At 63.3% G+C, this 13134-nt stretch carries 12 protein-coding genes; 9 read left to right on the top strand and 3 right to left on the bottom strand.

Annotated elements, in window-relative coordinates; translation table 11 throughout:
* Positions 1-35 precede the first annotated feature (35 nt).
* The 4 genes from SMD31_RS07900 (at position 36) to hemW (ending at position 4937) form a co-directional block, all read left to right on the top strand.
* Positions 36-983, top strand: a complete 948-nt coding sequence (locus SMD31_RS07900) for a methyltetrahydrofolate cobalamin methyltransferase (RefSeq protein WP_320500266.1) — start codon at positions 36-38, stop codon at positions 981-983.
* A 256-nt stretch (positions 984-1239) separates the two neighbouring features.
* A complete protein-coding gene (locus SMD31_RS07895; RefSeq protein WP_320500265.1) occupies positions 1240-3297 on the top strand; it encodes an ASKHA domain-containing protein in 2058 nt (685 codons plus the stop codon).
* Positions 3298-3453: 156 nt separating this feature from the next.
* Positions 3454-3780, top strand: coding sequence for an endonuclease domain-containing protein (locus tag SMD31_RS07890; RefSeq protein ID WP_320500264.1), 327 nt, complete (start codon positions 3454-3456; stop codon positions 3778-3780).
* Positions 3777-4937 carry a radical SAM family heme chaperone HemW gene (gene hemW, locus SMD31_RS07885; RefSeq protein ID WP_320500263.1) on the top strand — a complete coding sequence of 387 codons (1161 nt, stop codon included), beginning with the start codon at positions 3777-3779 and terminating at the stop codon, positions 4935-4937. Before SMD31_RS07890 ends, hemW begins: the two co-directional genes overlap by 4 nt.
* Here the strand turns inward: hemW and SMD31_RS07880 are convergent.
* From SMD31_RS07880 to SMD31_RS07870, 3 genes are all read right to left on the bottom strand, one after another.
* Positions 4827-5888, bottom strand: a complete 1062-nt coding sequence (locus tag SMD31_RS07880) for an ATP-grasp fold amidoligase family protein (RefSeq protein ID WP_320500262.1) — start codon at positions 5886-5888, stop codon at positions 4827-4829. The genes hemW and SMD31_RS07880 overlap by 111 nt on opposite strands.
* A 466-nt stretch (positions 5889-6354) precedes the next feature.
* Entirely contained in the window at positions 6355-7314 is a 960-nt protein-coding gene (locus tag SMD31_RS07875; RefSeq protein WP_320500261.1) for an ATP-grasp fold amidoligase family protein, read from the bottom strand.
* Between the two features lie 188 nt (positions 7315-7502).
* Positions 7503-8729, bottom strand: coding sequence for a penicillin-binding protein activator (locus SMD31_RS07870; protein WP_320500260.1), 1227 nt, complete (start codon positions 8727-8729; stop codon positions 7503-7505).
* Between the two features lie 32 nt (positions 8730-8761).
* Between SMD31_RS07870 and rsmI the strand changes: the two genes are divergently transcribed.
* The 5 genes from rsmI to gshB all read left to right on the top strand — a co-directional run bounded on the left by rsmI (position 8762) and on the right by gshB (position 13066).
* The gene (gene rsmI, locus SMD31_RS07865; protein WP_320500259.1) at positions 8762-9715 is read left to right on the top strand and encodes a 16S rRNA (cytidine(1402)-2'-O)-methyltransferase; all 954 of its coding nucleotides are present in this window, start codon (positions 8762-8764) and stop codon (positions 9713-9715) included.
* The gene (locus SMD31_RS07860) at positions 9708-10085 is read left to right on the top strand and encodes a YraN family protein (protein ID WP_320500258.1); all 378 of its coding nucleotides are present in this window, start codon (positions 9708-9710) and stop codon (positions 10083-10085) included. The genes rsmI and SMD31_RS07860 overlap by 8 nt, the downstream gene beginning before the upstream one ends.
* Before the next feature lie 132 nt (positions 10086-10217).
* The gene (locus SMD31_RS07855) at positions 10218-11069 is read left to right on the top strand and encodes a BON domain-containing protein (protein ID WP_320500257.1); all 852 of its coding nucleotides are present in this window, start codon (positions 10218-10220) and stop codon (positions 11067-11069) included.
* Positions 11070-11100: 31 nt separating this feature from the next.
* Complete coding sequence (locus SMD31_RS07850) at positions 11101-11961, top strand: SirB1 family protein (RefSeq protein WP_320500256.1); 861 nt, start codon at positions 11101-11103, stop codon at positions 11959-11961.
* Between the two features lie 166 nt (positions 11962-12127).
* Positions 12128-13066, top strand: a complete 939-nt coding sequence (gene gshB, locus SMD31_RS07845) for a glutathione synthase (RefSeq protein WP_320500255.1) — start codon at positions 12128-12130, stop codon at positions 13064-13066.
* The last annotated feature ends 68 nt before the right edge of the window (positions 13067-13134 follow it).

Raw genomic sequence — 13134 nt, 5'->3', positions numbered from 1 at the left:
AACAACAATTGCTTCTCTAGAAAGGACTACCCGTTATGACCGATACCGTCGTCAGCTCGGCCACCAAGGAAATCGTGATCGGTTTCGATCGCCCCTTCTGTGTCATCGGCGAGCGCATCAACCCCACCGGCCGCAAGCTGCTGGCTGCGGAAATGGCGGCGGGCGATTACAGCCGCGTGAAGTCGGATGCCCTGGCCCAGGTCGAAGCCGGTGCGCATATGCTCGACGTCAATGCCGGCATCCCGATGGCCGACGAGCCGCGCATCCTCGCCGAAGCCATCCAGCTGGTGCAGTCCCTGACCGACACCCCGCTCTCGATCGACAGCTCGATCGTCGCCGCCCTCGAAGCCGGCCTCTCGGTCTATAAGGGCAAGGCGCTGGTCAATTCGGTGACCGGTGAGGAAGAGCGCCTCGAAGTCGTGCTGCCGCTGGTGAAGAAGTATGGCGCCGCCGTCGTCGCCATCTCGAATGACGAGACCGGCATTTCGGAAGATCCCGACGTGCGCTTTGAAGTGGCCAAGAAGATCGTGCAGCGCGCGGCCGATTACGGCATCCCCTATAAGGACATCGTCGTTGATCCGCTGGTCATGCCGATCGGCGCCCTTGGCAATGCCGGGAAGGCCGCCTTCAGCCTCATTCGTCGCCTGCGCGAGGAATTGAAGGTCAACACGACCTGCGGCGCCTCGAACATCAGCTTCGGCCTGCCGAACCGCCACGGCCTCAACCAGTCCTTCCTCGCCATGGCGATCGGTGCCGGCATGACCTCGGCCATCATGAACCCGCTGCATCCGGAAGAAATGACGGGCATCTGGGGTGCTGACGTGCTGATGGGCACCGACGCGCATTGCGCCCATTGGATCAAGCGCTTCCGCGAACCGGCCCCGGAAGGCGATGCCGGCGGCCGCGGCCGCCGCGAGCGCTCGGGCCGTCGCGGTGGCGGCGGTGCCACCGGCGGCAGCACCCCGGAAGCGGTGGGCGCGTAACGAGAAAGGCCCCCTCTCCCTAACCCTCCCCCACGTTGGGGGGAGGGGACTTGAGCAAGCCTGAGCGCGATCTTGATTGCGAACTCGGTGAGCTCCCTCCCCCCTACGTGGGGGAGGGTCGGGGAGAGGGGGAGCAACTGCACGACCTCTCCCTGAAGAGAGGAAACAGAAGACTTCCCCATCCTTGAGCCCGAGGATGGGGTTTGGCATTTTCAGGGCCTGTTAAAACCATACGAGCATTGCAGGAATACCCATCATGGCGGATGTCGGCACGGCCTCACTGGAAAATGGCAACGGCGCGGAGACTGGCGATCAGGCTTGGCTTGTTTTCATGCCGTCCGGCAAGCGCGGCCGCTTTACCAAGGGCACGCCGATTCTCACCGCCGCGCGCCAGCTTGGCGTTGATATCGATTCGGTCTGCGGTGGGCGCGGCATTTGCGGTCGCTGCCAGGTGGTCGTCTCGGAAGGTGAGTTCGCCAAGCTCGGTGTCACATCCGACGCGCATCACCTCTCCGATTTTTCCAGTGTCGAGCAGCGCTATGCCGACAAGCGCGGCCTGAAGCCCGGCCGGCGTCTTTCCTGCTCGGCGCAGCTCCTCGGTGATCTCGTCATCGACGTACCGGCCGACAGCCAGGTCCACAAGCAGGTGGTCCGTAAGCGCGCCGAGATGCGCGAAATCCGCCTCGATCCGGTCATCCGCCTGCATTACGTCGAGGTGCAGGAGCCGGACATGCATGATCCGACCGGCGATCTGCAGCGGCTGGAGAAGGCCTTGAAGGCGCAATGGAACCTGGAAGGGCTCGATTGCGACGTGCGCGCCATCCAGGGCCTGCAGCAGGCCTTGCGCAAGGGCGAGTGGAAAGTCACCGTCGCGGTGCATATGGGCCGGCAGATCACGGCGGTGTGGCCGGGCTTCCAGGACAAGATCTATGGCTTTGCGGTCGATGTCGGCTCCACCACCATCGCCGGGCATCTGTGCGATCTGGCGACCGGCGAGGTCGTGGCGTCCTCGGGCCTCATGAACCCGCAGATCCGCTTCGGCGAAGACCTGATGAGCCGAGTCTCCTATGTGATGATGAATCCGGGCGGCGATGCCGACATGACCAAGGCGGTGCGCGATTCCTTGAACGACCTGGCGCAGGCCGTTGCCAAGGAAGCCGGCTGCACGGTGCATGACATCCTGGAATGCACCTTTGTCGGCAACCCGATCATGCACCATCTGCTGCTCGGCATTAACCCGATCGAGCTCGGCTGGGCCCCCTTTGCCCTGGCGACCGACGGGCCGGTGCAGATCTGGGCGACGGAAATCGACCTCAAGGTCCATCCCAACGCCCGCATCTATGTGCTGCCCTGCATCGCCGGCCATGTCGGCGCCGATACCGCGGGCGTGATCCTGTCGGAGACGCCCTACGAGACGGAGGAGATGACGCTCATCGTCGATGTCGGCACCAATGCCGAGATCGTGCTGGGCAACAAGCACAAGCTGCTGGCGGCGTCATCGCCGACCGGTCCCGCTTTCGAAGGTGCGCAGATCTCCTGCGGCCAGCGTGCCGCCCCCGGCGCCATCGAGCGCGTGCGCATCGACCGCGACACGTTGGAACCGCGCTTCAAGGTGATCGGCTGCGATCTGTGGTCGGATCATCCGGATTTTGCGAAGGAAACGGAAGCCTTCGGCGTCACCGGTGTGTGCGGTTCCGGCATCATCGAGGCCCTGGCCGAGATGTTCCTGGCCGGCATCTTGACGCAAGACGGCGTCATCGATGGGGCGATGGCGGCGAAGAGCCCGCGCATCCAGGCGGACGGCCGCACCTTCATCTACATGCTGCATGACGGCCAGCCGCAGCTGAGGATCACCCAGAACGACATCCGCGCCATTCAGCTCGCCAAGGCGGCGCTCTATGCTGGCGCGCGCCTGCTCATGGACAAGCTCGGCGTCGACAAGCTGGACCGCATCACGCTGGCCGGTGCCTTCGGCAGCCATATCGACGTCAAATACGCGATGGTGCTGGGCATGATCCCGGATTGCGATCTTGCCAAGGTAACCAGCGCCGGCAATGCCGCCGGCACCGGCGCCCGCATCGCGCTCCTCAACCGCTCGGCGCGCGACGAGATTGCCCGCGTGGTGAAGCAGGTCGAGAAGATCGAGACGGCGGTCGAGGCGAAGTTCCAGGAACACTTCATCGGCGCCATGGCCCTGCCGCACAAGACAGCGCCCTATCCGCATCTCGCCAAGGCGGTGAACCTGCCTGAGCCCAAGATAGCTGCCGCCCCCGAAGGCGATGACGGCGGCCGCCGCCGGCGTCGGCGGGGGTAATTACTGGCCGCCCCCTCACCCCAACCCCTCTCCCGCGAGGGGAGAGGGGCTTCGTCACGCGGCGGAGTTCACATCTCTTTGCCACACCGCGTATTGCGGGCATAAACTCATTCCCTCTCCCCTCGCGGGAGAGGGTCAGGGTGAGGGGGTGGTGCAGTGGCAAAAACGGCTCTGGCAAGAGCGCTGCGGCGCAGTTCGACCGAAGCAGAAAAGAAGCTTTGGAACTTGCTGAGAGATAGAAGACTTGAAGGCTGGAAATTTCGTCGCCAAGTCCCTTTGGGAAGCTACGTCGTCGACTTCTATTGCGCGCAAGCAAAGCTGATCGTCGAGGCGGATGGCGGTCAGCACGCCGAATCGGCATCAGACGAAAACAGGACGGCATGGCTCGCCAGGAACGGTTATCGCGTGAAGCGCTACTGGAACAATGAAATCCTGGCGAACCCGGAAGGCGTATTCATGGATCTCCTCGAGAACTTGACGTGACCGAAGATCCCCGCGGTTTCGGCATCTATATCCATTGGCCTTTCTGCAAGGCCAAATGTCCTTACTGCGATTTCAATTCCCATGTGCGGGAGCGGATCGAGGAGGAGGTTTGGCGGGACAGCTACCGCAAGGAACTCGCGCATTACGCGGCGATGGTGCCCGGCCGGACCGTCAGCAGCATCTTCTTCGGCGGCGGCACGCCATCCCTGATGAACCCGGCAACGGCCGAGGCCGTGATCGATGCGGTGGCGCGGCACTGGCGCGTGGCCAACGATATCGAGGTGACGCTGGAGGCCAACCCGACCTCGGTCGAAGCGGAGAAGCTGCGGGATTTTCGCCGGGCCGGGATCAATCGCGTCTCCCTCGGCATCCAGGCGCTCGATGACGCCGATCTCAAATTCCTCGGCCGCCAACACAATCAGAGCGAGGGGCTCAACGCGCTGGCACTCGCCGCCAACACGTTTGAGCGCTTCACCTTCGATCTCATCTATGCGCGGCCGGGCCAGACAATCGAGAAATGGCGGGCGGAACTGCGACGTGCGCTGGGTTTTGCCGCAGATCATATTTCGCTCTACCAGCTGACCATCGAAACCGGCACCGTGTTCGAGCAGGCCTATGCCCGTGGCGATTTCGTCCTGCCGGAGGAAGACGTGCAAGCCGAGTTGTATGAAATGACCGCGGCGATTCTGGGCGATGCCGGCATGGCCGATTATGAAATCTCGAACTACGCCAAGCCCGGCTCGGAATCGCGGCATAACCTCACCTATTGGCGCTATGGCGATTATGTCGGCATCGGGCCGGGTGCCCATGGCCGCCTCACCATCGGTGGCAGCAAGTTCGCGACGCGCCAGCACCGGGCGCCGGAGCGCTGGCTGGAGATGGTGGCGGATGGCGGACATGCCACGCGCCAGCACGAGCGCGTAGACGTTGCGGCGCGCATTTCCGAGCTGACGATGATGGGCCTGCGCCTGGCCGAGGGCATTCCGCTGGCGCGGTTTGAAGCGGAAGCGGGACGGCCCTTTGCCGACTGCCTCGACGGTGCCGCCTTAAGACGCCTCGGCGAAGGTGGATTTCTTGAGGTGCAGGAAGGCCGCCTGATCGCCACTGCCGCCGGCCGCCAGCGGCTCGATGCCGTGCTCGGGGACTTGCTCGGCTGACGGGGGCCGCTGCAACTCGCTGCAACTGGGCGCCAGCATCTTGAGCCGCGTCGCCATGGCAATGGCGATTGCCTCATCGGAATAGGAACAGGCCCCGGCACTGGGTGTGAACGTGAATTCGCCGAAATAGACGCCTTGCGGCGTGTCATAGAGATCGATGCGCACGAAGTCGAAGCCGCGCGAGAGCTGGGCGGCGATCTCGATCATCTGCTCCAGATGTGGCGGGCGTTCGATATGTTCCGGGAAATCCAGCCCGCCACAGCGCACCGGGATGATGTTGAAATCCGGCACGGTGAACAAGGCGCGCCGATGCTGCGGCGTGAAACGGTCGACATCAAGCCTCCCGTGCAGCACATAGCCGTCGGAGCAGGCGAACTTGTAATCCTTGATGCGCTGGTCCGGGGCCAGGTTCTGTTCGACGATCAGTTTCTTTTCCAGATTCCGGTACTGTGCTTCGCGCCGGGCATGAAAGAAGTTCCGCTTGGCATAGCGCACGAATTGCGCCAGATCCCGCATGCTGATCGTGTCGTCGAGATAGAGAATGGCGCCGAAGCTGTGGGTGGGCTTCACCACCAGTTTGTGCCCGAGGAACGGTCGCAGCCAATCGGCCACATCGGCGACGGTGGTGGAGCGCTTGAGATGCAGCACGCTTTCGGTCATCGGAACCTTCACCTGGGGTGCCTTGGCGGTTGCCAGCTCCTTGGCGAATTCCTTGTCGATCGAGGCCTGCTGCAGCACCGACCACTCGTTGCGGATCATGCGGTGAAAGATGATGTCGTTGAGGGTCGCGCGCGGATCGGATGAGAAGCGCGGCATGCGGCCATTGCCACCGTAGAAGCGCGGCAATGCCAGGCAGTAATTGAAGAAAAGATGGCTCGGCAGCATTCGGCTGACCTGCCGATGAACCATGCCAAGTCCACGCTGCAACAATGCGTCTGTCGTAACAACCATCTCGAAATCCGCCTACCCGTCGGAAAAAACTGGGAGCGACTCTAGGTTGCGGAGGGTGAAATGCCAAACGAAAATAAGTGAACGCCGTGTCCGCCGGCGTTTTCGGGCAAAGAGATAGGAGAGCCTATAACGGCTGGGTTTTTGGCGCTTCGACCGTATGCCTGCGCGGCGCCTCACAACCCGGTATGGTTTAATTCCCCGTCTGCTGTGAAAAGCCCGTCTGCTGTGAAAAGAAGGTGGTGCTTTCACATCCGCGCGATTGCGGCGATCACGTCACCGCAGAGCTGGCGCAGCTGACCGACCTCGTTGGCGGTATCGTTGGCGGGGCTTACGGGCGCGCCGATGCGAACCAAGCCGCCGACATCAGGCCAGGCTGCAAAGCAAGTCTGTATCGCTTCCGTCGCGTGAAACGAATGAATGATGAGGCGAAGGCTGCAGAAGGGGGCGGATCCTCGGGGTTATTTCCTCATCCCGGCTGATTTGCCGGGACGACCGGTGCCGTGGCCGCAATGGCCCTGAGGCGCCTCGCCAGATCGATCGGCAGGCGTTCGTCGGAATAGGAGGTCGAGCCGGCGCAGGGTGTGAACGTCAATTCACCGAAATAGACGCCATCCGGCGTGTCGTAGAGATCGACGCGCACGAAATCGAATCCGCGCGACAGGGCCTCTGCGATCTCGACCATCTCGGCAAAATGCGGCGGCTTTTCGATCGCGGCGGGAATCTCCAACCCGCCATAGCGCACCGGGATAATGTCGAACGCCGGCACGGTGAAGAGGGCACGCTGGTGCCGCGCGGTGAATCGCCCGACATCCATCCGCCCATGCAGGATGTGGCCATTGGCACAGGTGAATTTGTAATCGTTGAGGCCGCTCGCAGGGGCGATGTTCTCCTCGACGATCAGCTTCTTCTCCAGGCCGTCATATTGCGTTTCGCGCGCGGCGTGGAAGAAGTTGCGCTTCGAGAACTGCACGAAAGCACCAAGGTTCTGCTCGGCCAGCGGCCGGTCGAGATAGAGGATGACGCCGCAGCTATGGGTGGGTTTCACCACCAGGCGTTGGCCAAGAAACGGCGTCAGAAAAGCCATGACGTCTTGGGCCGTTGTCGTTGCGGCAAGCGGCAGCACAGCGACGGTCCGGGCGACCTTCACCTGCGGCACCTTCTGCAGCACGATTTCTTTGACATGCTCCTTGTCAACGCAGGCGCGCTGCAAGGGCGACCAGTCGTCTTGGATCATGCGCCGGAAGATGAAGTCGTTGAGCGAGGCGGACGGATCATTGTCCCGACGCGGCAGGCGCTTGTTGCCGTGCCAGAACTGCGGCAAGGCGAGAAGGTAGTTGATGCCTCGGTGATTGGGCAGCGTCCGGCACAACACGCGATGTGCCCGCCGCAGCCCCCGCTGCGGGAAACTTGTCCCTGATCCGATCATGATCCGCTCGGCTTCGCCCTGGTATCGATAGCTACAGTATTGATACCAATAGGCTAGGGCTCATGTGACGACTCACGCAATCGCGGCCGTCACAATCGGGTGTGGTATTTGAGATTTATTTGCCCGAAAACCCCGCGATGCGGAAAAGAATCCTGTAGGGGCGCGTGGATAGCAGGATGCGGGGGGGATCAGTTGATCGCCGCGGCGAAGGTCGTCGGCGCCGGATCCTTCACGTTGAACGTTCCGCCACCCACCTCGAGCACGGCAAGGCCGCGCTCGGTCTTGCCGCCGGCATCCAGGCGGAAGACGCCGGTGACGCCGGCAAAACCTGAGGGATCCGTGATGCGGGTCTGGCTGAAATCGCCGCCTTCCTTCGATTGCGCCAAGGCAACGGCCAGGGTCACGGCGTCATAAACGATGGCCGCGCGGGGGTCGGGGGCGGTCCCATAGAGGCTGGTATAACGCTGCGCGAAGCTCTGGAATCTCTCGGGTGCCACGGCGGCAAACCAGCCACCGGCGAGGGCAGGCTCGGTGGCGATGGCCGGGTCCTGCCATTGCGCGGTGCCCAGCAGGCGGACCAGGCCAGTCGGCATTTCGAAGGCCGGCAGCATGGCGGCAAAGGCGCGGAGCTTCTGCCCGCCTTCGGGAATCATCAGCGCATCGAAGCCGCTGCGCTTATAGGCGTCGGCCATCTCGCGCACCGGCTGGGTAAGATCGAGCGACTTCGGGTCGTAAAAGGTGACCTGCGAAATCGTGCCGCCGGCCTTCACCGCCGATTCCTGATAGGCAGCCAGCACAAGCCGGCCATAGGCATTGTTGGGCGTCATGATGGCAAAGCGCTTGACGCCCTGGCTCGCGGCATAGGCGACGACGCGGGCGACCTGGCTCTCCGGCGTGATGCCGAGGATATAGACACCGGATTGGGCCTGGGAATTGTCGTTGCTGAAACTCACCATCGGTACGCGCGCCGCGATGACCGGGGCGGTCGCCTGCTTGAGCTCCGCGCCAAAAAGCGGGCCCAAGACGATGTCGGCCTTGTCGGCCAATGTCTCGCGCGCGGCGGCAGCCGGTCCGCCAGGGGTCGCCGTGTCGCGCGGGATCAGCTTGAAATTGTCACCGGCCACGTCGAAAAGACCCATATCGGCGGCCTGCAGCATGGCGCGCCCCAGGCTGCCCTGCTGGCCGGAAAGCGGCAGCAACAGCCCCACCTTGATGTCGGTATCGATCGGCTCGGCCGGGGTGGTGGGCGCCTGGACGACGGGCGGGGTGATGACCGGGGCCGGGGTCGGCTGGCTAACCTTGGGCGGGGGCGCTACGTTGGGGGCGCAGGCGGCCAGGGCCAGGAAAGCGAAGCTCGACATCAGGGCGCCCGCCAAGGCAGAAATGCGGCGCGTCGGCTTCGGTGCTGCGATCATGATAACTCCGGCAGATTAATCTTAGAGATTCGATGACAAAGCCTAACGATAGCGGCCCGGCAAGTAAACCTGACGCAGCGCCGGAAAAGGGCGAAACGGCGGCATTCTCGCGCAAACCCCGTGGCGAATTGGGTGGCGAATTGGGTGGCGAATTGGGCCTGGTGGCGACGCCGATCGGCAATCTGGGCGACCTGTCCCAGCGCGCGGCGGAATATCTGAAGGCGTCCGATGCCATCGCCTGCGAGGATTCGCGCATCACCATCCGCCTGCTGCAGCATCTGGGGATCAAGAAACCGCTGCTCAGCTATCACGACCACAATGCCGACGAGATGCGGCCCAAACTGATTGACCGCGTGACGCGCGGTGAGAAAATCGCCCTGGTATCGGATGCCGGCACGCCGCTCATCTCCGATCCCGGTTTCAAGCTGGTGCGCGAGATGGCGGCCCAAGGCCTCAGGGTCACGGCGCTGCCTGGGCCGTCGGCGCCGGTGATGGCCCTCATTCTCTCTGGCCTGCCCACGGACCGCTTCCTGTTTCTGGGTTTTCTCGATGCCAAATCGGCGGCGCGGCGCTCGGAGCTTGAGGAGGTGGCCGCTTTGCGCGCCTCGCTCATTCTTTTTGAGACGGCACCGCGTCTGGTAACGGCTCTCAGCGATCTGCGCGCGGTGCTGGGCGACCGGCCGGCGGCGGTGGCGCGGGAACTCACCAAGATGTTCGAAGAAGTGCGCCGCGGCTCGCTGCAGGAATTGCTCGACCATTACACGCAAGCCGGTCCGCCCAAGGGCGAGATCGTCATTGTCATTGGCCCGCCTTTGGCAGATGCCGGGCCCAGCGCCGACACGCTCGACGATGCCTTGCGCAAGGCGCTCCGAGCCATGCGCGTCAAGGAAGCCGCCGAGGCGGTGGCGGCAGCGACGGGTTTGCCCAAGCGCCAAGTCTATCAGCGTGCATTGGAACTGAAGCAGGAAACCAGCGACGATGCGTGACCGGCGCCAGCGGGGCTCGAAGGCGCGCCGCCGCGGGCTCTGGGCGGAGAGCCTCGCCGTCGCTTATCTGCGCCTTAAAGGCTATCGCATCGTCGAGCGCAATTGGCGCTCGAAGCTTGGCGAGATCGACATCCTGGTCCGCAAGGGCCATGTCCTGGCCCTGGTCGAGGTGAAGACCCGGGGCGATGCGGCGCTCGCCCGGGGCGCCGTCATGGGCCCGCAACAGCGCCGGCTCGCCCGGGCGCTGGGCCATTACCTCAAGACCCGGCCGGAACTGGCGGGGTTGGATCTGCGCTGTGATGTGGTCGCCTTTGCCAAGCTGGGCTGGCCAATCCATCTGCTGGACGCCTGGCGCCCAGAGGCCTTTTGAGGGTCGATGTCGCTTTCTGACTCAAATCTCACAAACACTTAGCGCCAATCGTTAAGACTTCTCTTGAGCCCGAGTCGGAGTTCGGGCATGATTCGCCCCATGACCCCGGTCTTGCCGCGATTTGCTGGTTTTATGCCGTTACGCCCGTTGCGCCTGGTCGCCGGGGGGGTGGCCGGGCTGTTTCTCGCCGCTTTGCTGCCGGCCTGTTCCCCCGTGGGTACCGCCGTCGGTGTTGCTGCCACCACCATCAATCTGGCGACCCAGGAACGTGGCCTGGTGACCGGCGTCGACGACAACCTGACTTGGGTCACCATCAACGAACGGCTGCTGCGCCACGACCAATACCTGTTCCAGAAGGTGAGCCTCCAGGTGCATGAGGGGCGCGTGCTGCTGACCGGCTTCGTGCAGAAGCCGGAGGACAAGCAATTGGCGACCGAGCTGGCCTGGCAGCCGAGCGGCGTGCGCGAGGTCAGGAACGAGATCAAGATCGGCCGTTCGCTCGATCTTGGCGATTACAGCGAGGATGCCTGGCTGATCCAGCGGCTGCGCTTGAAGCTGATGGCAGACCGACAGGTCCGCGCCAACAATTTCTCGATCGATTGCATTCGCTCGACCGTCTATCTGACGGGTATTGCACAGAACGACGTGGAGCGGCAGCGCGTCATCGATCACGCGCGCGACATTGCCTATGTGCGCCAGGTGGTGAGCTATGTGCGCCTGGTGAGCGACCCGCTGCCGCCCGTGCCGGCCACGAAGCCATATCCCAATCCGCCGCCTGGCCCGGCCAAGAAGAAGGCGGTCGAACAACCCGTCGTCGCCGCGACGGTCGACCGCCTGCCGTCCTCGCCGGCCGCATCGGCACCGGGTCAGCCGGCACCCGCCCAGCCGGCTTTGGTTGAAAAGACCGCCAGCGCCGAGGTGCCACTTTTACCGCGTTCCACGCAACCGGCGACATCGCAGAGCGTTCCGGTTACATTGCCTTAAAGAACGCCCCGCAACCGCCCCCGCGTCGCCCATGCCAGAAACGAATTCCCGCGCCGAAATCGAAGCGGATCTCAACCGGGTCGGCGCGTTGCCCGATGCCGAGATCGATCTTGCCGATACGGCGCTCGGTCTTGCGGCCAGCGATCACCTGGAAACGTCGCGCCATCCCTATCGCCTGCACCTCGCCGCCATTGCCGATGCGATGAAAATGGCCGCAGGCCTCCCTTCGCTCAACATGGCCGGACCCGAAGGGCTCGAGGCACGCTGCCGGCTGCTTGCAGACGTGATGGCCGGCGAATTTGCCTATCGCGGCGACCGCATGAATTATGACGACCTGCAGAACGCCGATTTGATGCGCGTCATCGATCGTCGCCAGGGCCTGCCGGTGGCACTCGCCATTCTCTATATCCATGCCGCGCGCAGCCAGGGCTGGCAGATCGAGGGCGTCAATTTTCCCGGCCATTTCGTCATCTGCCTGTTCCACGACGGGCGGGCCGCCATCCTCGATCCCTTCGACGGTGGCCAGATGCTGGAAACCGGCGATCTCAGGCAGCGGCTGAAGACGACCTTGGGCGAGAGCGCGGAATTGCAGCCCGGCCACTATGCCGGTATCGGCAACCGCGACATACTTTTGCGGCTGCAGAACAACATCAAGGTGCGCCTCATTCAGGAAGGCAATCTGCCGCGCGCGGCCGCCGTGGTCGAGCGCATGCTGATGATCGCTCCCGATGCCGCGGCCTTCTGGCGCGAAGCGGGCCTCATCCATTCGCGTCTTGGCAATCTGCTGGCCGCCAAGCATGCTCTGGCGCGCTTTCTGGAAACCGCCGACAATGACGCCCAGCGCCATCAAGTCGCGCGCCTGTTGCAGGACATCAATCAGCGCCTGCAGTGATATCCTTCTTTCGTCATCCCCGGGCGAAGTCCCGCGGATCCACTGGTGCGGATGAAAGACTGGATCCCCGGGTCAAGCCCGGGGATGACGTGGCATGAAGGCATTGCGTCAGCGCCAGCCGTCGTTACACTGCCCGCCAACCGACATTTTGCTTTGAGAGATTTTCATGAAGCTTGCCGTTGCCATTCAGATGGATCCCGTCGAAACGATCGATATCGACGGCGATTCCAGCTTCGTCTTGGGCCTTGCCGCACAAAAGCGCGGCTACACGCTCTATCATTATCATCCGCGTCAGATGTCATGGCGCGACGGCAAGGTGACGGCGCGGGCCCGGCCCGTCACGTTCCGTCGCGAGCGTGGCAATCATGCGACGCTGGGTGCCGAAGAGGTGCTGGATCTATCGACACTCGACGTCATCCTGATGCGCCAGGATCCGCCCTTCGACATGGCCTATATCACCGCGACGCATATCCTGGAGCGCATCCATCCGGAGACGCTGGTGGTCAACGACCCTGCTCATGTGCGCAACGCGCCGGAGAAGCTGTCGGTCACCGAATTCAAGAACGTCATGCCGCCGACCCTCATCACCAGCGACCGGCATGAGATCCTGGCTTTCCGTGCCGAACACAAGGACATCATCCTGAAGCCGCTCTTTGGCAATGGCGGCGCCGGTGTGTTCCATGTGAAGCCGGATGACGAGAATCTGGCATCGCTCCTCGAGATGTTCACCCAGTTCTACCGCGAGCCGATCCAGATCCAGCGCTATGAACCCAAGGTGCGCCTGGGTGACAAGCGCATCATTCTCATCGACGGCAAGGCGGTGGGCGCCATCAACCGCGTGCCGGCGCAGGGCGAAGCGCGTTCCAACATGCATGTCGGCGGCCAGGCGGTGAAATCGACGCTTACCAAGCGCGAAGAAGAAATCTGCGAGATCATCGGGCCGGAGCTGAAACGCCGCGGCCTCATCTTCGTCGGCATCGACGTCATTGGCGACTATCTCACCGAGATCAACGTCACTTCGCCCACTGGCTTGCAGCAGATCAACCGCTTCGACGGCGTGTGTCTTGAAGACCAGATCTGGGATGCGATCGAAGCGCGACTCTGAGAGAGTTCCCCCTCACCCCAACCCCTCTCCCGCGAGGGGAGAGGGGCTTGGTGCGTTAACTGCAACAG

Source organism: Dongia rigui, from assembly GCF_034044635.1.
In the GTDB taxonomy this organism is placed as follows: Bacteria; Pseudomonadota; Alphaproteobacteria; order Dongiales; family Dongiaceae; genus Dongia; species Dongia rigui.
The sequence above is the reverse complement of the archived record's forward strand: the minus strand, read 5'-3'. Positions and strand labels throughout refer to the sequence as shown.

Coding starts and splice junctions, on each gene's coding strand:
- SMD31_RS07880 (WP_320500262.1), bottom strand. CDS start 5,888: ATGGTTGTTACGACAGACGCATTGTTGCAGCGTGGACTTGGCATGGTT.
- SMD31_RS07895 (WP_320500265.1), top strand. CDS start 1,240: ATGGCGGATGTCGGCACGGCCTCACTGGAAAATGGCAACGGCGCGGAG.
- SMD31_RS07860 (WP_320500258.1), top strand. CDS start 9,708: ATGCGTGACCGGCGCCAGCGGGGCTCGAAGGCGCGCCGCCGCGGGCTC.
- SMD31_RS07855 (WP_320500257.1), top strand. CDS start 10,218: ATGCCGTTACGCCCGTTGCGCCTGGTCGCCGGGGGGGTGGCCGGGCTG.
- SMD31_RS07900 (WP_320500266.1), top strand. CDS start 36: ATGACCGATACCGTCGTCAGCTCGGCCACCAAGGAAATCGTGATCGGT.
- SMD31_RS07875 (WP_320500261.1), bottom strand. CDS start 7,314: ATGATCGGATCAGGGACAAGTTTCCCGCAGCGGGGGCTGCGGCGGGCA.
- gshB (WP_320500255.1), top strand. CDS start 12,128: ATGAAGCTTGCCGTTGCCATTCAGATGGATCCCGTCGAAACGATCGAT.
- SMD31_RS07850 (WP_320500256.1), top strand. CDS start 11,101: ATGCCAGAAACGAATTCCCGCGCCGAAATCGAAGCGGATCTCAACCGG.
- SMD31_RS07870 (WP_320500260.1), bottom strand. CDS start 8,729: ATGATCGCAGCACCGAAGCCGACGCGCCGCATTTCTGCCTTGGCGGGC.
- rsmI (WP_320500259.1), top strand. CDS start 8,762: ATGACAAAGCCTAACGATAGCGGCCCGGCAAGTAAACCTGACGCAGCG.